Source organism: Kitasatospora sp. NPDC057595 (assembly GCF_042800875.1).
Lineage (GTDB): Bacteria > Actinomycetota > Actinomycetes > Streptomycetales > Streptomycetaceae > Kitasatospora.
Genome location: NZ_JBHVGL010000008.1, coordinates 90,285 through 117,283, shown reverse-complemented (window position 1 = coordinate 117,283; position 26,999 = coordinate 90,285). Strand labels below are relative to the sequence as shown.

23 protein-coding genes and 1 pseudogene are annotated in these 26,999 nt (G+C 74.1%); 17 read left to right on the top strand and 7 right to left on the bottom strand.

All coding sequences use genetic code 11. The features are described from left to right. Positions 1 to 63: 63 nt before the first annotated feature. Complete coding sequence (locus ACFU9E_RS14920; protein ID WP_355362943.1) at positions 64 to 723, bottom strand: response regulator transcription factor; 660 nt, start codon at positions 721 to 723, stop codon at positions 64 to 66. Then, entirely contained in the window at positions 720 to 2,387 is a 1,668-nt protein-coding gene (locus ACFU9E_RS14915) for a sensor histidine kinase (protein WP_380687276.1), read from the bottom strand. The genes ACFU9E_RS14920 and ACFU9E_RS14915 overlap by 4 nt, the downstream gene beginning before the upstream one ends. Positions 2,388 to 2,547: 160 nt before the next feature. On the opposite strand from ACFU9E_RS14915, the gene ACFU9E_RS14910 reads away from it, so the two are divergent. The 5 genes from ACFU9E_RS14910 to ACFU9E_RS14890 all read left to right on the top strand — a co-directional run bounded on the left by ACFU9E_RS14910 (position 2,548) and on the right by ACFU9E_RS14890 (position 6,851). Continuing rightward, positions 2,548 to 3,561 (top strand): class I SAM-dependent methyltransferase, encoded by a 1,014-nt coding sequence (locus ACFU9E_RS14910; protein WP_380687274.1) that lies wholly within the window; start codon positions 2,548 to 2,550, stop codon positions 3,559 to 3,561. Positions 3,562 to 3,612: 51 nt separating this feature from the next. Then, positions 3,613 to 3,915, top strand: a complete 303-nt coding sequence (locus tag ACFU9E_RS14905; protein ID WP_380687272.1) for a GNAT family N-acetyltransferase — start codon at positions 3,613 to 3,615, stop codon at positions 3,913 to 3,915. 109 nt (positions 3,916 to 4,024) lie between these two features. Then, entirely contained in the window at positions 4,025 to 5,047 is a 1,023-nt protein-coding gene (locus tag ACFU9E_RS14900; RefSeq protein WP_380715044.1) for an aldo/keto reductase, read from the top strand. A gap of 143 nt (positions 5,048 to 5,190) precedes the next feature. Continuing rightward, complete coding sequence (locus ACFU9E_RS14895) at positions 5,191 to 5,781, top strand: TetR family transcriptional regulator (protein WP_380685015.1); 591 nt, start codon at positions 5,191 to 5,193, stop codon at positions 5,779 to 5,781. Positions 5,782 to 5,927: 146 nt separating this feature from the next. Next, positions 5,928 to 6,851: an ADP-ribosylglycohydrolase family protein gene (locus ACFU9E_RS14890; RefSeq protein WP_380685014.1), complete on the top strand. Its 924-nt coding sequence runs from the start codon at positions 5,928 to 5,930 to the stop codon at positions 6,849 to 6,851. A gap of 17 nt (positions 6,852 to 6,868) precedes the next feature. On the opposite strand, the gene ACFU9E_RS14885 is transcribed toward ACFU9E_RS14890, so the two are convergent. Further along, the gene (locus ACFU9E_RS14885) at positions 6,869 to 7,135 is read right to left on the bottom strand and encodes a GlsB/YeaQ/YmgE family stress response membrane protein (protein WP_355362929.1); all 267 of its coding nucleotides are present in this window, start codon (positions 7,133 to 7,135) and stop codon (positions 6,869 to 6,871) included. A 290-nt stretch (positions 7,136 to 7,425) separates the two neighbouring features. Here ACFU9E_RS14885 and ACFU9E_RS14880 point away from each other — a divergent pair. Continuing rightward, positions 7,426 to 7,924: pseudogene (locus tag ACFU9E_RS14880) on the top strand (DUF6624 domain-containing protein); the annotation flags it as partial. A 130-nt stretch (positions 7,925 to 8,054) separates the two neighbouring features. Next, entirely contained in the window at positions 8,055 to 8,951 is an 897-nt protein-coding gene (gene bla, locus ACFU9E_RS14875) for a class A beta-lactamase (protein WP_380685013.1), read from the top strand. A gap of 263 nt (positions 8,952 to 9,214) precedes the next feature. On the opposite strand, the gene ACFU9E_RS14870 is transcribed toward bla, so the two are convergent. The 3 genes from ACFU9E_RS14870 to ACFU9E_RS14860 all read right to left on the bottom strand — a co-directional run bounded on the left by ACFU9E_RS14870 (position 9,215) and on the right by ACFU9E_RS14860 (position 12,662). Continuing rightward, the gene (locus ACFU9E_RS14870; protein WP_380685012.1) at positions 9,215 to 10,243 is read right to left on the bottom strand and encodes a TIGR03842 family LLM class F420-dependent oxidoreductase; all 1,029 of its coding nucleotides are present in this window, start codon (positions 10,241 to 10,243) and stop codon (positions 9,215 to 9,217) included. Between the two features lie 95 nt (positions 10,244 to 10,338). Next, complete coding sequence (hydA, locus tag ACFU9E_RS14865) at positions 10,339 to 11,805, bottom strand: dihydropyrimidinase (protein ID WP_380685011.1); 1,467 nt, start codon at positions 11,803 to 11,805, stop codon at positions 10,339 to 10,341. 14 nt (positions 11,806 to 11,819) lie between these two features. Continuing rightward, complete coding sequence (locus ACFU9E_RS14860; RefSeq protein WP_380685010.1) at positions 11,820 to 12,662, bottom strand: nitrilase-related carbon-nitrogen hydrolase; 843 nt, start codon at positions 12,660 to 12,662, stop codon at positions 11,820 to 11,822. A 391-nt stretch (positions 12,663 to 13,053) separates the two neighbouring features. Between ACFU9E_RS14860 and ACFU9E_RS14855 the strand changes: the two genes are divergently transcribed. From ACFU9E_RS14855 to ACFU9E_RS14810, 10 genes are all read left to right on the top strand, one after another. Further along, positions 13,054 to 16,284: a hypothetical protein gene (locus tag ACFU9E_RS14855; RefSeq protein WP_380715041.1), complete on the top strand. Its 3,231-nt coding sequence runs from the start codon at positions 13,054 to 13,056 to the stop codon at positions 16,282 to 16,284. Positions 16,285 to 16,331: 47 nt separating this feature from the next. Further along, the gene (locus ACFU9E_RS14850) at positions 16,332 to 16,412 is read left to right on the top strand and encodes a putative leader peptide (RefSeq protein WP_344330530.1); all 81 of its coding nucleotides are present in this window, start codon (positions 16,332 to 16,334) and stop codon (positions 16,410 to 16,412) included. Positions 16,413 to 16,598: 186 nt separating this feature from the next. After that, a complete protein-coding gene (locus ACFU9E_RS14845) occupies positions 16,599 to 17,159 on the top strand; it encodes a cysteine dioxygenase (RefSeq protein WP_380685877.1) in 561 nt (186 codons plus the stop codon). Next, the gene (locus tag ACFU9E_RS14840; RefSeq protein WP_380685879.1) at positions 17,153 to 17,539 is read left to right on the top strand and encodes a rhodanese-like domain-containing protein; all 387 of its coding nucleotides are present in this window, start codon (positions 17,153 to 17,155) and stop codon (positions 17,537 to 17,539) included. Before ACFU9E_RS14845 ends, ACFU9E_RS14840 begins: the two co-directional genes overlap by 7 nt. 242 nt (positions 17,540 to 17,781) lie before the next feature. Beyond that, entirely contained in the window at positions 17,782 to 19,056 is a 1,275-nt protein-coding gene (locus ACFU9E_RS14835; protein ID WP_380685882.1) for an ABC transporter ATP-binding protein, read from the top strand. Beyond that, positions 19,046 to 19,714, top strand: a complete 669-nt coding sequence (locus ACFU9E_RS14830) for an ABC transporter permease (RefSeq protein WP_355362911.1) — start codon at positions 19,046 to 19,048, stop codon at positions 19,712 to 19,714. Before ACFU9E_RS14835 ends, ACFU9E_RS14830 begins: the two co-directional genes overlap by 11 nt. Next, positions 19,711 to 20,403: an ABC transporter permease gene (locus ACFU9E_RS14825; protein WP_380685884.1), complete on the top strand. Its 693-nt coding sequence runs from the start codon at positions 19,711 to 19,713 to the stop codon at positions 20,401 to 20,403. Before ACFU9E_RS14830 ends, ACFU9E_RS14825 begins: the two co-directional genes overlap by 4 nt. A 153-nt stretch (positions 20,404 to 20,556) precedes the next feature. Continuing rightward, positions 20,557 to 21,522 carry an ABC transporter substrate-binding protein gene (locus ACFU9E_RS14820; RefSeq protein WP_380685886.1) on the top strand — a complete coding sequence of 322 codons (966 nt, stop codon included), beginning with the start codon at positions 20,557 to 20,559 and terminating at the stop codon, positions 21,520 to 21,522. 83 nt (positions 21,523 to 21,605) lie between these two features. Further along, on the top strand, positions 21,606 to 22,244 hold the full coding sequence (locus ACFU9E_RS14815) for a hypothetical protein (protein ID WP_380685888.1): 639 nt from the start codon (positions 21,606 to 21,608) through the stop codon (positions 22,242 to 22,244). A gap of 931 nt (positions 22,245 to 23,175) precedes the next feature. Further along, a complete protein-coding gene (locus ACFU9E_RS14810) occupies positions 23,176 to 25,299 on the top strand; it encodes a glycosyl hydrolase family 18 protein (protein WP_380685890.1) in 2,124 nt (707 codons plus the stop codon). A 248-nt stretch (positions 25,300 to 25,547) separates the two neighbouring features. On the opposite strand, the gene ACFU9E_RS14805 is transcribed toward ACFU9E_RS14810, so the two are convergent. After that, a complete protein-coding gene (locus ACFU9E_RS14805) occupies positions 25,548 to 26,939 on the bottom strand; it encodes a multidrug effflux MFS transporter (RefSeq protein ID WP_380715039.1) in 1,392 nt (463 codons plus the stop codon). Positions 26,940 to 26,999: the final 60 nt, after the last annotated feature.

Here is a 26,999-nt window from a genome sequence, read left to right as displayed (position 1 = left end):
GGGCGGAACGCGGGCGGAAAGTGGGCGCAAAGCGGCGGCGGGTTCGGGACGGGCGACGGTCGGTCAGGCGGAGTCGTCGACCACGCCCGCGTCCCGGGCGAGCAACGCGGCCTGGACGCGGTTGCCGACGCCCAGTCCGGTGAGGATCCGGCTGACATGTGCCTTGACGGTGCTCTCGCGCATGCCGAGGACAAGCGCGATCTCGGCGTTGGAGCGGCCGACGGCGAGCTCGCGCAGCACGTCGCCCTCGCGCGGGGTGAGTGCGGCCAGCCGGCTCCGGGCGGCGACCGCGCGCGGCTCGCCGGTCCGGTGGTAGCGGTCGATGAGCCGGCGGGCGGCGGCCGGGTGGAGCATGCCCTGGCCGCCCGCGACGACATGGACGGCGCGGGCGATCTCGGCGGGCGGGGTGTCCTTGAGCAGGAAGCCGTCGGCACCGGCGGCGAGTGCCCGGTAGACGTACTCGTCGAGGTCGAAGGTGGTGAGCGCGATGACGCGCGGGCCGTCGGGCAGCTCGCGCAGCCGGCGGGTCGCGGCGATGCCGTCGAGCCGGGGCATCCGGATGTCCATGAGGGCGACGTCGATCCGCTGCCGTCCGGCGAGTTCGACGGCCTCAAGACCGTCGGCGGCCTCGGCGACGACGGTGAGCTCGGGGTCCTGGGCGAGCAGGTCGACGAGCCCGAGCCGGACCAGCGCGTCGTCGTCGACGACCATCGTGCGGATCACGTCGCCTCATTCGGTGGGTTCGGGGTCAGGGCCGGCCCCTGGGTCGGGCCCGGGGCCGGTGTCGGGAGCGGATGCGGGCGCGGTGGGAGCGACGTCGGGAGGGGGGTCGCATCCGCCGGGCCGGGGCGGGGCCTCGTCCCGACCGACGGCTGTGCGGGCGGTCGCACGGGCGGGCGGACCGGCGGCCGCTGCGGAGCGGGCAGGCGGGCGGAGAGCCGGAAGCCCCCGCCGCCGTCGGGACCGGCGTCGAAGTGGCCGCCGAGCGCGCCGATCCGCTCACCGAGCCCGACCAGACCGTAGCCGCCGCCCGTGCAGGCACCGGACGGCGCCGGGTCGCCCGGACCGTTGCGCACCTCGACGGTCGTCGTGGGCGCCCCGTACTGGACGCGGACGGTGACCGCCGCGGTGTGCGCGTACTTGCGCGCGTTGGTCAGCGCCTCCTGGACGACCCGGTGCACGGCCAGCCGGTGGGTGGTCGGGATGCTCTCCGGGTCGCCGGCAAGGGCGAGTTCGACGTTCTGGCCCGCGCCGGTGGCCTCGCCGACGAGTTCGGCGAGATCACGCAGGGCGGGGGCGGCCACGGGCCTGGGATCCGGACCGCGCCGGGCTGGTGGCGTGCCGTCGCCGACGGCGATCCGCTCGGCGTCCGACGGGGCCGCCGCCGCACGGTCGGCGGTGCCGTCGGACGGCGGTGGGGACTGGGCGTCCTGGGCGGCGCGGTCCGGTGGGCCCGGTGGGCCCGGTGGGCCCGGTGGGGCCGGTGGGGCCGGTGGGGCCGGTGGCTCGGGCTGGTCCGGCGGGTCGGCGCGCAGGGCGCCGAGGACGTCCCGCAGGTCGTCGAGCGACCGTGCAGCCGTCGCCCGGAGCAGTTCGAGGCGGTGGGCGAGGCGGTCGAGGTCGTCGGCCACGGTGCCGGCGCGGGCTTGGTCGCGCAGCACTCCGGTGTGCAGCACGAGCAGGCTCAGCCGGTGGGCGAGGACGTCGTGCATCTCGCGGGCGATCCGGGCGCGTTCGGCAGCGCGGGCCTGCTCGGCACGGAGTTCGCGCTCGCGGCGCAGCGCTTCGACCTTGGCGTTCAGGGTGCGGATCAGCGCGCGGCGGCCGTGCAGCCACAGGCCGACGGCGACGGCGGCGGCCTCGACGAGGAGTTGCGACCCGGTGATGCCGACCCCGGCGACGACGGAGTCGGCTCGGATCGCGCTGAGCAGCGCGATCGCGGCCCCGAAGACGAAGGCCGGGCCGACACGGCCCGTCGAGGCCAGGTGGAAGACGCTGAACAGTCCGGGGAACGCGCGGTTGAGCAACCCGCTGAACAGGGCGGGCAGCACCGCGGCGGCGATCGGGTGGCGGCGGGTGAGGAGGAGGGAGAGCGTGGTGAGGGCGGCGCCGGCGATCCGCAGCGGGCGCAGCGGCAGGCCGTGGTCGAGCCACTGGGACGCGGTCTCCTCGGCGAGGAGTACCAGGACGGTGACGAGCAGGAGCGTCTCGGTCAGCCGGCTCCGGTCGGGGCCGTACCAACCGAGCAGCGCGGTGGGGCCGGGGGGCGGGGTCTCCGGTCGGCGCGCCGGACGAGCTGGACGGGACGGCCGGGGTGGACGGGACGGAAGGCCTGGAAGGCGTGGAAGGCGCGGGCGTGGTGTGCGTGTCAGGTGATCGGCGGCCATCCGTTCCTCCCTCCCTTCGCGGTTCAGGGCCCTGATGCTACGACGTGGGGGCGGGTCATGGCCCCTGACGATCGACCAGCAGCACCCTCGACTTTCGTCGGGGGTGCTGGCGGTCGGTCGGCCGATTCGGGGAGGCGGAGGCTTCTCTAGTTTCGGTGATATGACGACCGATCACCTCCGGCCCGATCCCGCTCCCGGTCCCGACCCCGTCTCCGGTCCTGTCTCCCGTCCAGTCTCCGGTCCTGTCTCCGATCCCGTTTCCGGTCCCGGTGCCGGCGTCGGCGTCGGCGTCGGCGTCGGCGTCGGCGTCGGCGTCGCTGCCGCCCTGCCGCAGGCCCTGCCCGTTCCCGCCGAGCCCCGTCCGGGTGGCGGCGAGGGCTGGTTCTTCCTCTCCGAGGCCCTGCGCACCTTCCGGCTGACCGGCGCGGTGGCGCCGAGCGGGGCGGATCTGGTGAACGCGCTGGTGGTCCCGGCGACCAGCCGTCCGGACCGGCCGATCTCGGTGCTGGAGGTGGGGGCCGGGACGGGGGCGGTGACACGTCGGCTGGTGCGGGTGCTGCGGGCGGGCGACCGGTTGCACGCGGTGGAGTCCAATCCGCGGTTCGTCCAACGGCTCTGGGCGGATCCGGAGTTGGCCCGGCGCGGTCAGGAGCTGGGGCTGCGGGTGTCGGAGTGCCGGGTGCAGGACCTCCCGGAGGCCCGCGCGGCGGAGGCGGGTGCGGGCCGCGACGACGGCGGGGGTCTCGGAGCCGGGCCGGTCGCCGAGCGGTACGACGTGATCGTCTCGGGCCTGCCGTTCACCAACTTCGAACCGGTGGAGGTCCAGCGCATCCTCGACCTCTATCTGCGGCTGCTGGTGCCCGGCGGCGAGCTGACGTACTTCTCGTATCTGGGGACGTCGGCGGCGCGACTGCTGACGTCCGGGCCGCGCCGCGGGGCGAAGCACCGGGCGGTGGTGCGGCTGCTGCGTCGGTTCGAGGCGGAGTACGGGCTGGGGAGCCGGACGGCGTGGCGGAACGTTCCGCCGGCACGGGCGCACCTGCTGCGCGCACCGGGCGGCCAGCGGGACTCGGCCGCGGGCCGCAGCGGGCCTGCGGGCGACGGCCCGGCGGGCGGGACGGCGGGCGGGACGGCGGGCGGGACGGCGGGCGGGACGGCGGCTGCCGCTCGATGATGGACCGGGGCCGCCGGCCGCGGCTCCGTGGCGAGCAGCGAGGAGTCCACGATGACAGTCACGATCCGTGACGCCGAGGAGGCCGGCCGGTTCGAGGCGCGGGTGGGCGACACCCTGGCCGGGTTCGCGGAGTACCTGCGCGGCGACGGGCTGGTGGTGTACCCGCACACGGTCGTCGAGCCGGCGTACGAGGGCCAGGGCATCGGGGGGACGCTGGCGCGGGCGGCGCTGGACGATGCGCGGGCGCGGGGGCTGGCGGTGCTGGCGACGTGCCCGTTCATCAAGGCGTGGATGCTGCGGCACCCCGAGTACCTCGATCTCGCGTACGAGAACCGGAGCCGGGTGACCGACTGACGGACCGGGGGCCCGCCGCAAGCTGACAAATGACAGCTGACAGATTTCAGATGACAGATAACAGATGACAGACTTTGAAATCTGTCAGCGCCAGGTGCACCCTGGCCCCATGTCCACCACATCACCCCTCCCCCGCCTTCCCCGGCGCACGCTCGGCGCCACCGGCCCGAGCGTCTCAGTCCTCGGCCTCGGCTGCATGGGCATGTCCGACCTCTACGGCCCCGCCGACGAGGCCGAGAGCATCGCCACCATCCACGCCGCCCTCGACGCGGGCATCACCCTGCTCGACACCGGCGACTTCTACGGCATGGGCCACAACGAGCTGCTGATCCACGACGCCCTGCGCGGCCGTGACCGCGAGAACGTCCTCCTCAGCGTGAAGTTCGGCGCCCAGCGCGGCCCGGACGGCCAGTGGCTCGGCTACGACGCCCGCCCGGCCGCCGTGAAGACCGCCCTCGCCTACACGCTGCGCCGCCTGCGCACCCACCACGTGGACGTCTACCGCCCGGCCCGGCTGGACCCGGCCGTGCCGGTCGAGGACACCATCGGCGCGATCGCCGAGCTGGTCCAGGCCGGCCACGTCCGCCACATCGGCCTGTCCGAGGTCGGCGCCGACACCCTGCGCCGAGCCGCCGCAGTCCACCCGATCAGCGACCTCCAGCTCGAGTACTCGCTGCTCTCGCGCTCCGCCGAGGCCGAGATCCTGCCCACCGCCCGCGAACTGGGCATCGGCGTCACCGCCTACGGCGTCCTCTCCCGCGGCCTGCTCAGCGGCCACTGGCAGGGCGACCGCGAGCTGGCCGGGACCGACTTCCGCAGCCACAGCCCCCGCTTCCAGGGCGACAACCTCGCCCACAACCTCCAACTGGTCGAGGCCCTGCGCGCGGTCGCCGCCGAACGGGACGCCACCGTCGCGCAGGTCGCCGTCGCCTGGGTCGCCTCGCGCGGCGAGGACGTCGTCCCGCTGGTCGGCGCCCGGCGCCGCGACCGGCTCGCCGAGGCGCTCGGCGCGCTCGACGTGGCGCTCACCGCGGCCGACCTGGCGGCCGTCGAGGCGGCGGTCCCCGCCGGGTCGGCGGCCGGGGACCGGTACGCTGCCGCCCAGATGGCCCATCTCGACAGCGAGCGCTGAGCCGCGGCCCGGCCCGCGGCGGGCGCCCGCCGCAGGAAGGGCCGTCCGCACCCGCACCACCCGCCGGCGGCCGCCACCCGGCCGGTCGCCCGTCCGCCGCACCCGGCGGGCTTCACGCCTCACCCGTTAGGACGAACCTCGCCGTGGCCACGGACAGCGCACTCACCACCGAACAGATCCTGAGCGCGACCGAGGACGTCCTCCGCCGGTTCGGCCCCGTCAAGGCCACCGTCGTCGACGTCGCCCGCACCCTCGGCGTCAGCCACGGCAGCGTCTACCGCTTCTTCCCGAGCAAGGCGGCGCTGCGCGAGGCCGTCACCCAGCGCTGGCTCTCCCAGGCCCGCCACGACCTGCAGCTCGTCGCCATCGAGCCCGGCCCGGCCGGGGAGCGCCTGCACCGGTGGCTGGCCACGCTGTTCGCCGCCACGCGCGAGAAGGCCCTCGACGACCCCCAGCTCTTCGCGACGTACACGACGCTGGTCGGCGAGGCGAGCCGCATCGTCGACGCCCACCTGGCGACGCTGATCGACCAGATCGGCCAGATCCTCCAGGACGGCATCGACAAGGGGGAGTTCCGGCACACCCCCGTCGTCCCGACCGCCCGCGCGGTGTTCGAGGCCACCGCCCACTTCCACGACCCCGCCCACGCCTCCGGCTGGTCCGACCCGGCGGTCGGGGACCGGTTCGAGGCCGTCTGGAAGCTCGTCCTGCGCGGCCTGGCCGCCGACGCCTGACGGCCGTCCCCGCCCCGCCCCGAACAGGGCGGACCCGGACAGGCCCGGCCGGCCCCGCCGGGCGAAAACCGCTGGCACGCCGCGCCCCCCGACCAGCAGACTGACGCGCGACGAACCCGTCCGAAGTCCCCTCCCGGAGAAGCGCCGTGCGCACCGCCAGCCTGAATCCCGCCCCCCGCCCCGCCCTCGACAGCCTGCACGGCCTCGCCCTCGGCGACGCGTTCGGCGACCGCTGGTTCGCCGTCCCCGTCGACGAGGCCCCCGCCGCGCTCGCGGCCCGGCTGCCCCGGCCCGCACCCTGGCACTGGACCGACGACACCGCCATGGCGATCGTCCTGGTCCGCCACCTGCGCGCCCACGGCGAGGTCCACCAGGACGCGCTGGCCCGGGAGTTCGCGGCCGAGTACACCCGCGAGTACGGGCGCAAGTACGGGCCGTCGATGCACCGCGTGCTGCGCGAGATCCAGGCCGGCGCCGACTGGCGCGAGGTCACGTCGAGCCAGTTCGGCGGCCAGGGCTCGTACGGGAACGGCGCGGCGATGCGGGTGGCGCCGCTGGGCGCCTGGTTCGCCGACGACCTCGACACCGTTGCCCGCCAGGCCGAACTCCAGGCCCGCACCACGCACTTCCACCCGGAGGCGGTCGCCGGAGCGGTGGCCGTCGCGCTGGCGGCCGGGCTCGCCGCCCGCAGCCGGGGACAGGGCGCGCCCGCGCGCACCGAGCTGCTCGACGAGGTCGCGGGCCGACTGCCGGACAGCGACGTGCGCTCCGGGCTGCGGATCGCCGCCCGGTTCCCCGAGGGCACCTCCGTCCGCCACGCGGCGCAGGTCCTCGGCTCCGGGCTGCTGATCTCCGCGCCGGACACCGTGCCGTTCGCCCTGTGGTCCGCCGCCGGTCACCCGGACTCCCTGCCCGACGCCCTCTGGCACACCCTGGAGGGCTGGGGCGACATGGACACCACCACCGCCATCGCGGGCGGCGTGGTCGCCGCCCGCACCGGGCCGGCCGCCGTGCCCGCCGGCTGGCTGGCCGCCCGCGAAGCCCTGCCGGCCGACCTACCGGCCGTCTGACCGGCGCGGCGCCCTCCTCAGCTCCGGGAGTTGCCGAAGACGATCCGGTAGATGATCAGCAGCACGAGGGCGCCGCCGATCGCGGACGCCCAGGTCGCCAGGTCGAAGAAGTGCGCCGTCACCTCGCGGTGCAGGAACTTCGAGGAGATCCAGCCACCGACGAACGAGCCGGCGACACCGATCAGCGTGGTCACCACCAGGCCGCCCGGGTCCCGGCCCGGCAGCAGCAGCTTGGCCAGGGCCCCGGCCACCAGGCCCAGCACGATCCATGCGACGAAGCTCATCCGTGTCCTCCCGCCCTCCGAACCGTACGACGGCCCCGTGCACGCCGTACTGCCCGCAAGGACGCCGCACCACCGCCCGCCGGTTCCCGCCCCTGGCGCGGCCGGCGACTCGGCCACGCCACAGCGACGAACCGGGCCGCTCCCACCGCCGTCGTCCGGCTCCCCGGACAGCTCAAGTATCCCGACATCCGGACGTGTCCGTCACTGTTCTCCGGGAGGATATTGGTGGGGAATTGCCTCCTTAGGGTTGCGGATGACCAGCGAGAACTTCAATGCGCATTGGAGCAGGGATGGCACCCGACGTCGAGACAGTGACCGCCGAACTCACCGCCATGGCCGCGGCCGATCACCAGGGCGCGCGCCGGGCGAACAGCGACGACCCGGCGGAGCAGTTGGCTTGGCGCCGCTTGACCGCACAGCACGCGGATCGCCTCAGCGAGATCACGGACGCGCACGGCTGGCCGACCGCGGACCTGTTCGGCGAGGACGCGGCTCGGGCCGCATGGCTGATCGCGCAACACGCTGACCGGCAACTCGACGTCCAGCGGCGCACGCTGCTTCTGATGGAGCAAGCGGTGGCCAACGGCACCGCCAGCCCGCGCGATCTCGCCTTCCTGCGTGATCGCACGCTCGTGAACGAAGGCCGCAAGCAGATCTACGGAACACAGATCGCCGGCGTGAAGGACGGCTCGCCGATCCCGTGGCCCTGCGAGGACCCCGAGCGCATGGACGAGCGCCGCAAGGAGGTCCGGCATCCCACCGTTCACCGAGTACGTCGCCCAGTTCTCCCCCCCTGAGCGCTCCGGGCAGCGGAGGATCAGCTCTCGCCCGACCCGCCGGACAGGCGCCGGCCAGGGTCAAGCAGTGGCCCCGATGCAGGCCAGGATCGCAGCAACGGCCCCAAGAGGAGGAGACACCGATGGGATTGCGACCCGGTCGACGTCGATTCCTTGGCGGGGCTTTCGCAACTACGCTCGCCGCCGTACTCCCCTCTGAGGCACGGGCGTTCGCACGGGGCGCGGACGAACCTCTCCTCACCGGTCGACTTCGGGAGCTTGAGTGGGCGCATTCGGCGCGGTTGGGGGTCTTCGCGCATGACGCGTTCACCGGCAGGACGGTGGAGTACCGCGCGGACGAACTGTTCCCGATGTGTTCGACGTTCAAGACGATCGCAGTAGGAGCCGTTCTGAGCAACGGCACGCTGCTCACCAAGCGCATCCGCTTTACGGACAAGGACGTCACGGACGCCGGCTACGCACCCATCACGGGCCAATCTGCCAACCTCGAAAGTGGCATGACCGTCGAAGAGTTGTGCGCGGCTGCGATCGCACACAGCGACAACGCGGCCGCCAACCTCCTGCAGCGCGATCTCGGCGGCCCCGCCGCAGTCACCCGCTTCTGCCGCTCCGTCGGCGACCACGTGACCCGTCTCGACCGCTGGGAGCCCGCACTCAACTCCGCAGAACCCGAGCGAGTCACCGACACTACGAGCCCTCGCGCCATCGGCCGCACCTACACCCGCATCACGGTCGGGAATGCCCTCGACCCCGATGACCGCCGACGACTGACCGGCTGGCTCCTCGGCAACACGACGGGCGCCAACCGCTTGCGCGCAGGGCTGCCGAAGGACTGGGCCGTTGCAGAAAAGACCGGCACCGGCAACTACGGCACCACCAACGACGTCGGCATCACCTGGCCACCCGGCCGAGGGCCGATCACGGTGGCAGTCCTGTCGACCAAGCAGGCGCCTGCCGCTCCCGCCGACGAACCGCTGCTCGCCCGGGCGGCAACACTGATCGCAGCGGCGCTGGCCTGATCAGGCCGCAAGAACAGGGCGCAAGTGTGGCCGCCGGCGCCTCACCCAACGGCCAACGGCTCTACGCACCGCAGGGCCCGAGATCAGCGACCGTCGGAGCCCCGTCTTGCTCCGGCCGCTGATTCACACCAGCAACGTTCGAAGGCGGTCCAGTCCAGTTCCACCCCGCATCACCACCTGCCCCGGAGAGCCTGACACCATCACACCGACCCGCCCAGATTGCGAAGAATGTCCGACTCACTCCCGGGGCCGGGCCGGCGGGGTCAGGCGCCGGCCGTGCGCAGGTGGGGGATGACGTCGGTGCCGTAGGCGTCGATGGTGGATTCGACGGCGTCGTGCATGGCGTAGACGGCGAACTGGTCGACGCCGAGGTCGCGGAGCTGGTCGAGGCGGGCCAGGTGGGTGGCGGTGGGGCCGATGATGCAGAAGCGGTCGACGATCTCGTCGGGGACGAAGGCGGTGTCGGGGTTCCCGGCACGGCCGTGGTGGCTGTAGTCGTAACCCTGGCGGTCCTTGATGTAGGCGGTGAGGGCCTCGGGGACGAGGCCGGAGTGTTCGCCGTAGTGGCGCACGAGGTCGGCGACGTGGTTGCCGACCATGCCGCCGAACCAGCGGCACTGCTCGCGGGCGTGGGCGAGGGCGGCCGGGGAGTCGTCGGCGGTGACGTACGCCGGGGCGGCGACGCAGACGGTGAGCGCGTCGGGGTCGCGGCCGGCTTCGGCGGCGGCCCGGCGGACGGCCTTGACCATGTACTCGGTGAGGAAGGGGTCGGCGAGCTGGAGGATGAAGCCGTCGGCCTGGCGGCCGGTCAGGGCGAGGGCCTTGGGGCCGTAGGCGCCCATCCAGATCGGCAGGGTGGCGCCCTCGCCGACCCAGGGCAGGTGCAGCTCGGTGCCGTCGACCTCGGCGGTGCGGCCCTCGGCCAGTTCCTTGATGGCGTGCATGGCCCGGGAGAGCCGCTCCAGGGTGGCGGGCGGGCGCCCGGCGACCCGCATGGCGGAGTCGCCGCGGCCGATGCCGCAGACGGTGCGGTTGCCGTACATGTCGTTGAGGGTGGCGAACAGGGAGGCGGTCACCTCCCAGGTGCGGGTGGAGGGGTTGGTGACCATGGGGCCGACGGTGAGGGTGCCGGTCTCGGCGAGGATGCGGCTGTGGATGACGAAGGGCTCCTGCCACAGCACGCAGGAGTCGAAGGTCCAGCCGTGGCTGAAGCCGGCCCGCTCGGCGCGGATCATGCGGTCGATGAGCAGGCGCGCGGGCGGGTCGGTCTGCAGGACGAGGCCGATGTCCATGGTGGGCTCCGGGAGAGGGAGGGACGGGAGAGGGAGGACCGGGAGAGGGACGGGGCGCGGGGGACCGGGAGAGGGACGGGGCGCGGGGGACGGGGTCAGCCCAGGTACTGGCAGGTGCCGCGGCGCAGGAAGGTGCCGTGGCCGGCCCGGCCGAGCCAGGTGCCCTGGTCGAGGACGACGGTGCCGCGGGAGAGGACGGTGCGGGCGCGGCCGGTGAGGGTGCGCCCCTCGTACGCCGAGTAGTCGACGTTCATGTGGTGGGTGGCGGCGGAGACGGTCTGCACGGCGGTGGGGTCGTAGACGACGACGTCGGCGTCGGCGCCGGGGGCGAGGGTGCCCTTGCGGGGGTGCAGGCCGAACATCCGGGCCGGGGTCGTGCAGGCGATCTCGATCCAGCGGCGGCGGCTGAGGTGCCCGTCGACGACGGCCTGGTGCAGGAGGTCCATCCGGTTCTCCACGCCGGGCAGGCCGTTGGGGATCTTCGAGAAGTCGCCCCGGCCGAGTTCCTTCTGGCCGGTGTAGCAGAACGGGCAGTGGTCGGTGGAGACCACCTGGAGGTCGTTGGTGCGCAGGCCGCGCCAGAGGGCCGCCTGGTGCTCGCGGGGCCGCAGCGGGGTGCTGCACACGTACTTGGCGCCCTCGAAGCCGTCGGCGCCCTCCTCGGCGAGGTTGTCGGTGGAGAGGAAGAGGTACTGCGGGCAGGTCTCGCCGAAGACGGGGTGGCCGTCGTCGCGGGCGCGGGCGAGTTCGGCGAGCGCCGAGGCGGCGGAGACGTGGACGACGTAGAGCGGGCTGCCGGCGACCTGGGCGAGTTTGACGGCGCGGTGGGTGGCCTCGGCCTCCAGCAGTTCGCGGCGGACCTCGCCGTGGTGGCGGGGCGCGGTGCGCCCGGCCGCGAGGGCCTGTTCGACGAGGACGTCGATGGCGATGCCGTTCTCGGCGTGCATCATGATCAGCCCGCCGTTGGCGGCGCCGCGCTGCATGGCGCGCAGGATGCGGCCGTCGTCGCTGTAGAAGACGCCGGGGTAGGCCATGAACAGCTTGAAGGAGGTGGACTCGCCGGAGTCGACGAGGGTGTCCATCTCCTTGAGGACGGCGTCGGTGACGTCGGAGACGATGGTGTGGAAGGCGTAGTCGATCGCGCAGTTGCCCTCCGCCTTGGCGTGCCAGGCGTCCAGGCCCTGGCGCAGGCTGCCGCCGACGGGCTGGACGGCGAAGTCGACGATGGTGGTGGTACCGCCCCAGGCGGCGGCGCGGGTTCCGGTCTCGAAGGTGTCGGAGGCGTGGGTGCCGCCGAACGGGAGCTCCATGTGGGTGTGGACGTCGACGCCGCCCGGGATGACGTAGTGGCCGGCCGCGTCGATGACGGTGTCGGCGGTCCAGGAGAGGGCGGCCTCGCTGCCGGTGGCGGCGAGGGCGGCGATCCGCTCGCCCTCGATGAGGACGTCGGCGCGCAGCTCCTCGGTGGCGGTGATCACGAGCCCGCCGCGGACGGCGGTGCGGCGGGGCGCGGCGACGCTCGCGGGGGTGGTGGACGAGGGGGTCACGGGGTTGGTGGTCACCGGTTTCGCCTCCGTCAGGCCTCGGTCAGCGGGCCGTAGGCCTCGGGGCGGCGGTCGCGGTAGAACGCCCACTGTTGGCGGACCTGTTCGATCAGTCCGAGGTCGAGGTCGCGGACGACCAGTTCCTCCTCCTTGTCGGAGGCGACCTCGCCGACGAAGCGGCCGCGCGGGTCGACGAAGTAGGACGAGCCGTAGAAGTCGTTGTCGCCGTACTCCTCGGTGCCGACGCGGTTGATGGCGGCCACGTAGTAGGCGTTGGCGACGGCGGCGGCCGGTTGTTCGAGCTGCCAGAGGTAGGCGGAGAGGCTGCGGCTGGTCGCGGAGGGGTTGTAGACGATCTGCGCGCCGCCCAGGCCCAGCGCGCGCCAGCCCTCGGGGAAGTGCCGGTCGTAGCAGATGTAGACGCCGACCTTGCCGACGGCGGTGTCGAAGACCGGCCAGCCGAGGTTGCCGGGCTTGAAGTAGTACTTCTCCCAGAAGCCCTTGACCTGCGGGATGTGGTGCTTGCGGTACTTGCCGAGGTAGCTGCCGTCGGCGTCGATCACGGCGGCGGTGTTGTAGTAGACGCCGGGCTGCTCCTCCTCGTAGACGGGGACGACGAGGACCAGGCCGAGTTCGCGGGCGAGGTCGCGCATCCGGCGCACGGTGGGGCCGTCGGGGACGGGCTCGGCCCAGCGGTAGTGCTCGGCTTCCTGGACCTGGCAGAAGTACGGGGAGTTGAAGACCTCCTGGAAGCCGAGGATCTTCGCGCCCCGGGCGGCGGCCTCGCGGGCGTAGCCCTCGTGGAGGGCGATCATGCTCTCCTGGTCGCCGGTCCAGCGGGTCTGGACGAGGGCGGCACGGACGATCTGCGACATGGGTACCTCCGCAACTCCGCGGCCCGTCCCGGGGGCGGGCCCGCGGTTCGAGGGTCGGCGGGCGGTGCAGCCTGCGGTGGATGTCTACGTGCGTAGAGGGTGGGTGCCTCGACCGTAGGCCCGGCCCCGGTCGCCTGACAATACGTCGAACGCCAGGCGGCCGACGCGATCTTGATGTGCGGACACGCGGGGTCCCGTAGGTGGGATGAAACGCTCATCTACCCCGGGAGCGCACTCCTTACTCATTCGGGTGAATCCGGGAGGTGCACGGCCCTGTTCGGGGCAAGAAGCCGGTGACGCTCCTCCGGTCCGCCGCCGGAGGAGCCCGTCGACCGACGGTGGCGGTCGACCGACGGTGGCGGCGCGCAGCGGCTGGAGGGGGTGGTGGCGGGTGGGGACGAGCGAGGGAGCGCGGGGCGCGGGGCGGGTGCCCGCCTGGGGCGGGGTGCTGCTCGGGTTCGGGGTGCCGGTGCCGGCGGTGCTCGGGTGGCTGCTGTTCGTCCACCGCACGCCCGCCGGCCAGGGCGCGCTGGACGTCCGGCTCCAGCTGGCCGGATCGCGGGCCGCCGCCGAGGCCGTGCTCGCCGGGCGGGCCCCGGTCTTCCGCGCCTCGCTGGACGCCGACCTCTGGCTGGTCGGCGGGCTCGCGGTGACGCTGGCGGCGGCCGGGATGCTCGGGGCGTACGTGTTCACCCGGGCGCACTGGCGGCTGACCGCGCTCGTCGCGGGCCTGGCCGGGGTGCTGGCCGGCGGCTGCGACCTCGCCGAGGACGTCCTGCTGGCCGCCGGGCTCGGCCGCGCCGGCCCCGGACCGTCGGGCGGGGACGCCCCGTTCGCCGCGGCCGCCGCGTTCGCCACGCTCAAGTGGCTGCTGCTCCCGCCCGCGGGCGCGGTCGCGGTGGTCGTCTGCAGCGCCACCGTGCACCGGGCGGTGCGGGCGCTGCTGCCCCGGCCGCCGGAGGAGGAGCGCGCGGACGCCGGGGCGGGGCCGGCGCTGATCCCGCCGTGGCCGGTGGCGACCGCGCGCGGCGGGCGCTGGCCGCCCGGCCCCAGGGCCCACGCGCCGCTCGCCCGGCACGCCCGCTGGCGCAACGCCGCCCGGGTGCCGCCCGGGCGCGAGCACGCCCGGCTCGGCTTCTGCGTCTCCGGCGGCGGCATCCGCGCCGCTTGCGTCACCCTCGGCGCGCTGCAGGCGCTGCGCCCCTGGCTGAAACAGGCCCGCTACCTGGTCTCGGTCTCCGGCGGCGGGTACACCGTCGGCGCGATGCAGCTGGCGCTCAGCGACTCCGCGCCCGGCGGACCGGTCCGGGCCCGCTCCGGGCTGGACTCCGACACGGTGCTCGAACCGGGCTCGCCCGAGGAGGACCACCTGCGGCGCCACTCCAAGTACCTGGCCGACGGCGCGGGCGAGTGGCTGGTGGCGCTCGGCACCCTGCTGCGCGGCACGGTCGCGGCGCTCTCCCTGCTGCTCGCCACCGTCCTGGTGCTGGGCCTGGCGCTGAGCCGGTTCTACCACCTGGTCCCGCTCGCCGACCTGGACGGCCCGCCGTCGGTGGTCTCCCCCGCCGCGTTCGCCCTCGCCGGGCTGCTGGCGGCCGCCGCCACCGGGTGGCTGCTGTGGCTGCTCACCTTCTCCTGGCTCGGCTGGAACACCCCGCTGCCCCGCGTGCTGCGCCGCTTCTCGCACGGCGCGCTCGCGCTGGCCGCGCTGACCGCCGTCGGCGTGCTGGCCGTTCCCGGTCTGGCCTGGGGCGCGGTCGCGCTGCAGCGGGCGCTCGCGGTCGGTGCCCGGCAGACCGGGGCCGGCATCAGCCTCACCGTGCTGCTCAGCTACCTGGCGCTGCTGCTGGGCATCCTCTGGCGCGGCCGGCACGCCATCGAGCAGGGCGCGGCGGTGCTCGGCGGCGTGCTGCGCGGGGTGCGGCGCGGCGGCGCGCGGCGGCGGACCGGCGGCCTCACCGGGCGGATCACCGAGTACCTGGTGCTCTGGTCGGCGCTGATCGCGCTCACCTTCGGCACGCTGCTGACCTTCGGCTGGGCGGTGGCCACCGGGCACGGCTGGCCGCGCGCGATCCAGGTCCTGCTGCCGCTGGTCCTGGTCACGGTGGGGCTCAACCTCGACCAGACCTGGATGGGCCTGCACCCCTTCTACCGGCGCCGGCTCGCCTCGGCCTTCGCCGTCCGGCGGGTGGTCGAGGACGGGGGCGGGGACGGGGGCGAGGGCGGGGGCGCGGACGCCGGGGCGGACCGGGGCGGGGAGGTGCTGGCCCGGCCGTACCACTTCTTCCGCGAGCAGACCCGGCTCAGCCACTACGGCGCCCGGCGGCCGGACTTCCCCCAGGTGATCTTCGCGGCGGCGGCGAACCTCTCCGGCAGCGCGCGCACGCCACCGGGCCGGCGGGCGGTCTCGTTCACCTTCTCGCACGACTACGTGGGCGGGCCGGACGTCGGGTACGCGCGCACCGACCTGCTGGAGCGGCGCACCAGGCGGCACATCGCCCGGGACCTCACCGTGCAGTCCGCGATGGCGGTCTCCGGCGCGGCGTTCTCCTCCGCGATGGGCCGCCGCTCCCGTGCCTACCAGGGGCTGTTCGCGGTGACCAACGCGCGGCTGGGCACCTGGCTGCCCAATCCGGCGGCGCTGGCCCCGCTCTGGGCCGCCGACCGGGACTGGCGGTACGCGCCGCAGCCCGCCGTCCGGCGGCTCTCCTACCAGCTGCGGGAGGCCTGCGGCCGGTACCCGATGGACGCGCGGTTCCTGCTCACCACCGACGGCGGGCACTACGAGAACCTCGGCCTGGTCGAGCTGCTGCGGCACGGCGTGCGGACGGCGGTGTGCATCGACGCGAGCGGTGACTCCGCCTTCGCGGGCGCGCTCGCGGCGGCGATCACCCTGGCACGGGAGGAGTTGGGCATCGCGATCACGCTGCGCGAGCCGGAGCTGCTGGTCCCGGGCAGTGCCGGGGGCGGCGGCGGGCGCGGGGGGAGCGGGGGGAGCGGGGGGAGCGGCCAGCCGCCGTTGCGCGGTCTGGCGGCGCGGCTGGCCGAGCGGCTCTCGGCCCGGGCGGTGGTGGTCGGCGACATCACCTACCCGTGGCCGCTGGATCTCGGGGAGGCCGGCGCCCCGCCGGACGCGGCGGCCCGGCACGGCACGCTGATCGTCGCTCAGGCCGTGCTCACCCCGGGCATGCCGTACGAGCTGCACGCGTACGCGGTGGCCGATCCGGCGTTCCCGGACGACGGCGCCGGCGACCAGTGGTTCGACCACCGGCAGTTCGACGCGTACCAGACGCTCGGCCGGTACCTGGGCGAGCAGGCCGCGCCGGCGGTCGCGGCGGCACTGGCGGAGGCCGAGGCGGCGGCGTCGGGGTCGGCGGCGCGGGCTGGGTCGGCCTCCGGGGCGGGGTCGGCCTCCGGGTCGGGGGCGGCGGGCTCGGCGACCACGGGAGCCGCCGGTCCGGCGCCGGCACCAGCCCCGACAGCGGCGCCGATGCCGGCGCCGGACCGCAAGACCAACGGCCGGGGTCCGGACCGGACGGGGAGCGTGCCGGGGCCCGGCCGGGCGCCCGGCGCGGAGCGCGGCGCCACCGCGCCCGACCAGGGGCGCAACGGGCAGCTGTGACGGTGCTCGCTTGACTCCTGCCGCTTCCGTCGGGAAGGATCCGGCACATGGACTCCGGCACCACTCTGGTCTGCCGCCTGCACGTCGACCTCCGACGCCAGGCGAGTTCCATCTGTGCCTGTTGTTGATCTTTCCCTTCCCCCTCGGCTCCGCCCTGTGACGTCCCCCAGGGTTCGCGCCGCACAGCCACACCCGTCTTCCTGACGCGCCTTCGCCCGGCGTGAGCGTGCCGTCCACCGGTGTCGCACCCGTGCGGTCCGGTGCGTGCGCCACCACGTCTCCGTTTCCCTCCCGCCTTTCCCGAGGACGCCCGCATGAGCCTGAACCTCGCCCCCGAGACGCCCACGACCGCACCCGACACACCCGCCCCGGCCTCGGCGCCGGCTCCGGCCTGCGCACCCGCCGCCGGGGACACCCGCGCGCCGCTCACCCCGAACACGCTGCGGACGATCGTCCGCGAGCTGGCCGAACAGCCCGAGCAGTGGATCCACCACGTCCGGCTCTCCACCGAGGAGCGCTGGTACCGCCGGCTCGCCGCCGACGAGGACCACGAGGTCTGGCTGATCAGCTGGCTGCCCGGCCAGTCCACCGGCTTCCACGACCACGGCGGCTCGCGCGGCGCGTTCACCGTCGCGCTGGGAGAGTTGGAGGAGCTGTCGCTGGGCGGCCCCGAGCAGGGCCTGCTGATCCGGCGCATCCAGTCCGGCACCGCCCGCGCGTTCGGCCCCGACTACGTGCACGACGTCCGCAACACCGCGTCCGGCCCCGCCGTGACGCTGCACGCCTACTCGCCGCCGCTCCACTCCATGGCGCACTACGAACTGCGGGCCGGCGGCCTGGTCCGCACCTCCGAGGAAGGACCCGACCAGTGGTGACCACGATCGACGACCTGCTCGCCCGCTCCCGCGAGGGCGTCCACCGGCCCGGCGCCGAGGAGGCCTACCGCGCGCACCGCGACGGCGCGCTGCTGGTGGACATCCGCCCGGCGGCGCAGCGCGCGGCCGAGGGCGAGATCCCCGACGCGCTGGTCATCGAGCGCAATGTCCTGGAGTGGCGGCTGGATCCGACGGGCGGTCACCGGATCCCGGAGGCCACCGGGTACGACCTGGAGGTGATCCTGGTCTGCTCGGAGGGGTACGCCTCCAGCCTGGCGGCGGCGTCGCTGCGCGAGCTGGGCCTGCACCGCGCGACCGACCTGGACGGCGGGTTCGTCGGCTGGGCGGCGGCCGGGCTGCCGACCCGTCAGGGAGGGTGAGCGAGCCGGGAGCGGAACCCCGGCCGGTGGTCGGATCCGCGCGGGCCGCGACACCCGGCGGATCCGACCACGGCTGGTAAATCAGGGACACCAGGGTCGTCAGGTCATAGGCTGATCAGAGTTTCCACCGCCGCCATGGCGGGCAGTCACGCGACCGACAGGCACACCGACCGAGACCGACAGACCGCCAGACGACACCATCGGCGCCGCCGCCGGGGACCGCCGAGACGAGGAACACCCCCGTGATCAGATTCGACGGCGCGGGCAAGCGCCACCCCGACGGCACGGTCGCCGTCGAGGGCCTCGACCTCGACGTTCCCACCGGTCGCACGACCGTGCTGGTCGGACCGTCCGGCTGCGGGAAGACCACCCTGCTGCGGATGGTCAACCGCATGGTCGAGCCGACCTCGGGCCGGGTGCTGCTGGACGGCACCGATGTGGCGGCACTGGATCCGGCCAAGCTGCGGCGCGGCATCGGGTACGTCATCCAGCAGGCAGGGCTGTTCCCGCACCGCCGGGTGATCGACAACGTGGCGACCGTCCCGTACCTGCTCGGCTGGGACCGCAAGAAGGCCCGGGCACGGGCGGCCGAGCTCCTCGACCTGGTCGGACTCGCCCCGGAGACCGCCAAGCGCTACCCGTTCCAGCTCTCCGGCGGCCAGCAGCAGCGCGTCGGCGTGGCGAGGGCTCTGGCCGCCGACCCGCCGGTGCTGCTGATGGACGAGCCGTTCAGCGCCGTCGACCCGGTGGTGCGGGCCGGGCTCCAGGAGGAGCTGCTGCGCCTGCAGTCCGAGCTGCACAAGACGGTGCTGTTCGTGACGCACGACATCGAGGAGGCCGTCCGGCTCGGCGACCAGGTGGTGGTGCTGCGCGAGCACGGCCGGATCGCCCAGCTGGCGGACCCGCACACGCTGCTGACGGCGCCCGCCGACGCGGACGTCGCCGCCTTCCTCGGCCGTGACCGGGGCCTGCGCGGGCTCGGGCTGCGCCCCGCCACGGCCGTGGCCGTCCGGCCGATACCGGGCGGACCGGGTGGACCGGGTGGCCGCGCGAACGGCGTGGCAGGCGGGGCAGGCGGGGCAGGCATCGGGGCGCGCTTCGGCACGTGGGAGCTCGTGCTGGACGACGCGCGCCGCCCGATCGGGTGGATCGACCGGGACACCGCGGGAGCCGCCCTCCATTCGGCGCCCGGGTTCCGGCCCGAGGCCGACACGCTGCGCGCCGCTCTGGACGCCGCCGTGCTCTCCCCCGCCGGGATCGCCGTCGCCCTGGACGCCGACGGCCGGGTGACCGGCACGGCCGACCGCGAGGCGGTGCTGGCCGCGCTCGCGGCCCGCCCGGCCCCGTCCCCGGCCCTGATCCCGGCCACTGTCGCCGACGACACGGACGCCGACACCGCTGCCGCTGCCGCTGGCGACGCCGCCCTCACGACGGACCGGGCCGCGGCGGCCGAGGCAGAAGCCGGGGCCGAGGCAGAAGCCGGGGCCGAAAAGGACGGAGCCACCGGTGGACGATGAACCGATCATCCGCTGGTACTGGATCGGGGACCACCTCGGCTACCTCGGCGACCTGCTCGCCGACCACGCCGCCATCGCGCTGCTCCCGGTACTGATCGGCCTGCTGCTGGCGATCCCGCTCGGGCTGGCCTGCACCCGCTACCCACGGCTCTACCAGCCGCTCGCCGCCGTCTTCAACATCGTCTACGCGCTGCCCTCGCTGGCCGTCTTCGTGGTGCTCATCCCCTACACCGGGCTGGCCACCCAGGCGACCGTGATGATCCCGCTCACCTTCTACGCGCTCGCCGTGCTGCTGCCCACCACGGTGGACGGGCTGCGCGCCGTGCCCGACCCGGTGCGGCAGGCCGCGACCGCGATGGGGTACGGGCCGTGGCACCGGCTGGCCGCCGTCGAACTGCCCGCCGCCGTCCCCTACCTGGTGGCCGGTCTGCGGGTGGCGGCCGTCTCCAGCATCTCGCTGGCCTCGGTGGGCGCGCTGGTCGGACGCGGCGGGCTCGGCTACCTGTTCGTCGACGGCTTCCAGCGCACCTTCCCGACCCCGATCGTGGCCGGGATCGTCCTGATCGCCGCGCTCGCGCTGGCCGTGGACCTGCTGCTGGTCGGCGCCCGCCGGCTGCTGGCGCCCTGGGCCGTGCGGGAGAAGGGAGCGGGCCGGTGAACTGGCTCACCTGGCTCGGGGACTTCTTCTCCGACCCGGACCGCCGCAGCGGTCCGAACTCGATCGCGCACCGGATCGCCGAGCACCTGCTGTTCTCCGGCGAGGCGCTGCTCTTCGCCGCGCTGCTGGCCGTCCCGCTCGGGCTGCTGATCGGCTACACCGGGCGCGGCGTCACCGTGGTGACCGCGCTGGCCGGCGCCGCCCGCGCCCTGCCCACGCTCGGGCTGGTGACACTGGCGGTGCTGCTCGCCGGGGTCGGCGACACCGCCGTGCTGGTGCCGCTGGTCGCGCTGGCCGCGCCGCCCCTGCTGGTCGCCGCCGTCGAGGGGGTGCGCGGCACCGACCCGGACGTGCGGGACGCGGCGCGCGGCGTCGGGCTGACGCACCCGCAGGTGCTCTGGCAGGTCTGCGTACCGTCGGCGCTGCCGACCCTGCTGGCCGGTTTCCGGACCGCGACCGTGCAGGTCATCGCGACGGCGACGGTGGCCGCGTACGTCGGGCTCGGCGGTCTCGGCCGGTACGTCGTCGACGGGCTGGCCACCCGGGACTACGCGATGACGATCGGCGGCGCGCTGCTGGTCGTGCTGCTCGCCGTCGGGGCCCAGGCGTTCTTCGCCCTGCTCACCCGGTACGCGCTCCCGCCCGGACTGCGCGCCCAGCAGCTGGCCGCGGCCCGGCAGCCGACATGACCGTGCCGGCCGCCCGGCGTGTCGCCGCCACTCTGTCCCCTTCGCCGGCTTCCTCACCGTCCCCTTCGCCCTCTCCATGCCGTCCTCGTGCCGTCTCCATCGCCATTTCCTCCACCCGACCGTGACGTCCACCTCGAAAGGACACCAATCACCATGTCGACATCCGCATCCGCGCCGCTGAGAGCGGTGACGGCCGGCCGTCGCACTGCCGCCCTCGCCGCGCTCGCGCTGACCGCGACGGCCTGCTCCTCCTCCGGCGACGACCCGCTGGGCGGCAAGGGCTCGGCGGCACCGGCGCCCGCCGGCAGCACCTCCGCGGGTGCCGCGGCCGGCGGGACGGTCGTGGTCGGCTCGGCCAACTTCCCCGAGAACGTGCTGCTCGGCTCGATCTACTCGCAGGCGCTCAAGGCCAAGGGCGTGAAGGTCGAGGAGAAGTTCAACATCGGCAGCCGCGAGGTGCTCTACGACCAGGTGCAGAGCGGAAGCCTGTCCGTGCTGCCCGAGTACAACGGCTCGCTGCTCGCCTACCTGGGCAACAAGTCGTCCGACCCGAGCACCGCCGCCGTGAACGCCGCACTGACCAAGTCGCTGCCGGCCACGCTCGCGATCCTGGACTCCTCCCCCGCCGAGGACAAGGACACCCTGAGCGTCAGCCAGGAGACGGCCGACAAGTACGGGCTGAAGTCGATCGCCGACCTGGCCGGCAAGGCGGGCGAGTTCACCATCGGAGGTCCGCCGGAGTTCAAGTCGCGCCAGGAGCAGCCGCTCAAGGACGTCTACGGCGTGACGTTCAAGGAGTGGAAGTCGACCGGCGACACCACGGCCAACGCGGTCAAGGACGGCTCGGTGCAGGTCGGCAACGTCTTCTCCACCGACCCGAAGATCACACAGCTGAAGCTCGTCCCGCTGACCGACCCGAAGAACCTGTTCGCCGCCCAGAACGTGACGCCGCTGGTCAACAAGGCCAAGGTGGACACGACGGCGACCGCCGCGCTCAACGCGGTGTCCGCCAAGCTGGACACGCCGGGGCTGCTGGCCCTGATGAAGAAGGTCGCGGTCGACAAGGAGGACCCGTCGGCGGTCGCCAAGGACTGGCTGAAGAGCAACGGGCTGTCCTGACCCAGCCGGATGCCGGGTCCGGGAGCCGATCCCGGGCCCGGCAGATCTTCCCTTGACCGGCGCGAACATGACAGTGTGACGACATGCGCACTCGTCTCCTCGCCGCCACCCTCACGGCCTGCGCCGCGGTGAGCCTCGCCGCGTGCTCCAGCTCCGGCTCGGACTCCGGCGCCACCGCGGCCGGTACCACCGCGACCGGCAACCCGACCGGCACAGCGACCGCGACCGCATCCGGCACAGCGACCGCCACGGCGACCGGTACCGCCGCGTCCGACGCCCCCTCGACGGCCCCGGCTCCGCCCACGACGACCGCGCAGCCGTCCGCCGGTCCGCCCTCCCCGGGGACCACGGGCTCCGCACCGGCCCCCGACTCCCCGACCGGATCCGCGACGGGCTCCCCCGCCGACCCCCCGGCCGCCCCGAAGCCGGCGCCGCCCTCCGACGCCGGACTACCGGCCGAGCCGGCCGCCGACGTCACCGCGCAGCTGGTCGCCGCCCTGCGGGCGATCGACCCGGCGATCGTCGGCGGACAGCCCGAGCAGGCCGTCGAACGGGCCCGCGAGCAGTGCCAGTCGATGTATCAGTTCCCGAAGGACCGGGCCAAGTTGATGGACCTGGTCAACCAACGCTTCACGGATCCCACCCACCCCCAGGGTTTCGGACCGGAGAAGGCGGACAAGATCCTGGACGCGCTGCGCACCACCCTCTGCCCGCCGGCCTGAACCGCCCGGCGAGCCCCCGAACGGCCCGGTGTCCTGAGCTCCGGGCCACCGTGGCCGCGCGCGACGACCACCGCGCGGCCACGGCACAAACCCCGACTCAGACGAGGCTCCAGGCGGTGTCCTTGTCATCGGACGCGATGTACTGGTCCACGGGTTCCTCCTTTCCAGGGGTCGGCAAACATGAGACGCGTGAGCACGGGGCGCACGTCGCGCGGCGGCGGGTGTTCGGCCGCACGGGCGCGGCGGTACGCGGGCGGGCGCCCGGCGGCGGGCGCTTCGGAGTGAGGGGCGTTCCGCGTGGACGCGCGCCCGGGAGAGTCGCCGGGCCGGCGGGCGGAACGCGGGAGAGTGGCAGAACGGATGAACAGGCGCGGAAGCGAACGGACTTGGTCCGGCCGTCGCCCGCCGATGGCGGCGGGTCGCGACCCGGGGGCCGGGGGCTCACCCGTGCGGGCGGCAGGCGCCCTCTCTGTCGAACTTCCAGTCGAGGTCTCGCATACCCCGATGATGTCGGAGCGGGCGGCCGGGCCACAACCGGTTTGTTGGCGGTTGACCATCCGTCGGCCAACCTCCGTGCCACGCTGCTTCGCTGACGAACTGTAAAGACTCTTGACAGACGACTGGTCTAGTCCAACCATAGGCATGTCGATCCGACCGGGATGCACTGTGGGGGTGTGACCACCGGCGGCTGAGGCACTGCCCTGCCCTGCTCCGCTCCGCCCCCAGGCCCCGCCACGGCGTACGCGCGTCCGCGCACGCCGCCCGTCCGTGCGCGTGCCTGCGGGATTTCGCACACCCCCGCGCCACCGTTCCGCCGCACGGCCCCCTCCCCTACGAGGGTTCCGCACGCCCCCGCATTCCCCCGCAGGTCCGCAGCGCAGTTCCGCACGCTTCACCAACGCCCTGCCCCACCAAGTCTGTTGGAGAATCCATGCGTCTACACCGAACAGTTCAGGCCGCCCTGGCGGCCTGCGCCACGCTCGTCGCCTCGGCCGGCCTGGTCGCCGGCGCGACGACGGCCGGCGCGGCCCCCACGAGCCCGGCGACCGTCGCGGCCGGTACCTCGGTCACCGCTGCGGCCCCGCTGCCCACCCGGGTCTTCGCCCCGTACTTCGAGTCCTGGACCGGGGAGAGCCCCGCCGCGCTGTCCGCCCAGTCCGGTGCCAAGCACCTGACGATGGCGTTCCTGCAGACCGCCACCAAGGGCTCCTGCACCCCGTACTGGAACGGCAACACCGCGCTGCCGATCGCACAGTCGTCCTTCGGCGCCGACTTCGCCACCATCCGGGCCAACGGCGGCGACGTGATCCCGTCCTTCGGCGGCTACACCGCCGACACCACCGGCACCGAACTGGCCGACAGCTGCACCGACGTCAACCAGATCGCCGCCGCGTACCAGAAGCTCATCACCACGTACGACATCAGCCGGATCGACCTCGACATCGAGGCCGACTCGCTGGACAACTCCGCGGGCGTCGACCGCCGCAACAAGGCGATCAAGCTGACGCAGGACTGGGCCGCCGTCAACGGCCGGCAGATCCAGTTCGCCTACACGCTGCCCACGACGACCAGCGGCCCCGCCGCCAACGGCATCGCGCTGCTGAAGAACGCCGTCGCCAACAACGCGCGGATCGACGTCGTCAACCTGATGACCTTCGACTACTACGACAACGCCACGCACGACATGGCCGTCGACACCCAGACCGCGGTGACGGGCCTGTACAACCAGCTGGCCAAGCTGTACCCGACCCGGACGCCCTCGCAGCTCTGGAACTCCATCGGCATCATCGAGATGCCCGGCATCGACGACTTCGGTGCGGCGGAGACCTTCACGCTGGCCAACGCGACCTCGGTCTACAACTGGGCCCTCTCCAAGGGCATCAACACGCTGTCGTTCTGGGCGCTGCAGCGCGACACCGGCAAGTGCCCCGGTGTCGGCGGACGCGACGACTGCTCCGGGATCCAGCAGAACAACTGGGACTTCAGCAAGATCTTCGCGCCGTTCACCAGCAACTACCCGCCGAACAGCGACTTCTCGATCACCGTGAACCCCGGAGCGGGCACCGTGGCGGCCGGTTCGTCGACCACCGCCACCGTCGCCACCGCCGAGATCACCACGCCCGGTTCGCCCTCCGGCACCGCGCCGAGCCTGACCCTCAGCGTGAGCGGCGCGCCCGCCGGCGTCACCGCCGCGGTCAACCCCGGCAGCGTCCTCGCCGGCACGCCGGCGACGCTGACCGTCAACACCGCGGCCACTACCGCCCCCGGCACCTACCCGCTCACCGTCACCGGCAAGGCCACCGCCACCGGCAGCGTCCACACCGCCACCTACACGCTGACCGTGTCGGGCACCCAGCCGGGCAACGACTTCTCGGTCGGCGTGAACCCGGCCGCCGGTTCGGTCGCGGCGGGCTCGTCCGCCAGCGCCACCGTCAACACCGGGGTCGTCTCCGGCTCCGCGCAGAGCGTGGCCCTCAGCGTGAGCGGCGCGCCCGCCGGCGTCACCGCCGCGGTCAACCCCGGTAGCGTCACCGCCGGTTCGCCCGCGACGCTGACCGTCAACACCGCGGCCACCACCGTCCCCGGCACCTACCCGCTCACCGTCACCGGCACCGCCGCCTCGGGCAGCCACACCGCCACCTACACGCTGACCGTCACCGGGGTCACCCCGCCCGGCGGTCTGGCCAACGGCGGTCTGGAGACCGGCAGCCTGGGTCCGTGGACCTGCCAGGCCGGCGGCTCCGTGGTGAGCACCCCGGTCCACTCCGGCTCCTACGCGCTGCAGGCCGCGGCCACCGCGTCGCAGAGCGGCGAGTGCGCCCAGACCGTCACGCTGGCGCCCAACAAGGCGTACACGCTGACCGGTTGGGTCCAGGGCAACTACTCCTACATCGGCGTGAGCGGCGGCGCCACCGGTTCCGCCTGGACCAGCGGCTCCGGCTGGACCAAGCTCAGCGTCCCGTTCACCACCGGCGCCTCCGGCACGGTGACCGTGTACCTGCACGGCTGGTACGGCCAGGGCAACGTCTACGGCGACGACTTCTCGATCGCCTGAGGACCGCAGGACGACGAACGGACGACGGGCGGATGACAGTTGACAGCTAACAGATGACAACTGACAGATAACAGCTGACAGATAGCGTCAACTGTCAATTGTCAGCCTCGCCCCCGCTCCACTCCCCCGCCGGGGGGGGGGGGCGGGCCCCCGGGGGGCCGCCCCGCCGCCCCCCCCCAGGCGGCCCGCGCCGCGGCGCCCCCCCCCCGGGGCCCCCCCCCCCCCGGCGGACCCCGTTCGGCGCCGGGTCAGGCGGCGGCCGGCTCCGGGGCGGGCCGCCCCGGGCGCAGGAGCAGCAGGTAGGACGCCGCCGCGAGCACCGCGCAGCTGAGCACGACTACCGCGAGCAGTACCGCCGAGGGGTTGCCGCCCAGGCTGCTGAGCGGGGCGACGACCGCGCCGCACAGGAAGTTGGCGGTACCGAGGAGCGCGGAGGCGGAGCCGGCGGCCTGCGGTGAGACCAGACTGAGCGCCCGGGCCGCCGAGTTCGGCAGGACGACGCCGAGCCCGGCCATCATCACGAACAGCGAGCCGCAGACGGCGATCAGCCCGCCGTCCCAGACGGCGGTGACCAGGAACAGGACCACCCCGGCGGCGATCAGCGTCATCAGGCCCGCCCGCATCAGCGTGGCGGCGGCGAACCGGGGCGCCAGGATCCGCCCGTTCACCTGGGTGGACGCGACGATGGCCACCGAGTTGAGGCCGAACAGCAGGCTGTAGGTCTGCGGCGAGACGTGGTAGACGTGCTGCAGCACCACCGACGAGCCGCTGATGTAGCCGAACAGCGCACCGAACGCGAAGGTGCTGGTGAGCAGCAGCCCGAGGAACGGCACGTCGCGCAGCAGCCCACCCATCGTGCGCAGGGTGGCGGCCAGGCCGCCGCCGCGTCGGGCGGACGCCGGGAGGGTTTCGCGCAGTGCGCCGAACGCCACCAGGGCGAGCAGCAGGCCGAGGGCGACCAGGGCCCCGAAGGTGCCACGCCAGGAGGTGACGCGCAGCAGTTGCGCGCCGAACAGCGGGGCGAGGATCGGGGCGAGGCCGGATATCAGGGTGATGGAGGCGAGGAAGCGGATCATCGCGACGCCCTCGAAGCGGTCGCGGGCGACGGCGCGGCCGATGACCAGTCCGGCGGCGCCCGCGGCGCCCTGGACGAAGCGGGCGGCGATCAGCACCGGCAGGTTGGGCGCGACGACGCAGACGAGGCTGGCGAGGGTGTAGAGGACGAGCCCGACGAGCAGGGGCGGGCGGCGGCCGAAGCGGTCGCTGAGCGGGCCGAAGATCAGCTGGCCGGCCGCGACACCGAACATCGAGAAGGTGAGGGTGAGCTGGACGGCGGCCGGTTCGGCGCCGAAGTCGTCGGCGATCGCGGGCAGGCCCGGCAGATAGAGGTCGGTGGTGAGGGGGCCGAGGGCGACCAGGCCGCCGAGGACGCCGATGGTGGCGCGGCCGCTCGCGCCGCCGGCCGTCCGGGCCTTGGCGGTCACGGCGTCGGTGGGTGCGGTGCCGGCCTCGGCGACGACGGCTGCCGCGGCGTCGGTGGAGGTGGAGGTGGAGGCCGAGGTGGCGGCGGTCGAGGCGGCGGAGGCGGAGGCGGAGGCGGTCGACGTGTCACCGGCGGAACCGGCGGTCGGACCAGGCATGGGGCTCCTCTCGGAACGGGCACGGCATTCGTGCTCGCTCCGTCCTACCGCAGCCCCCCG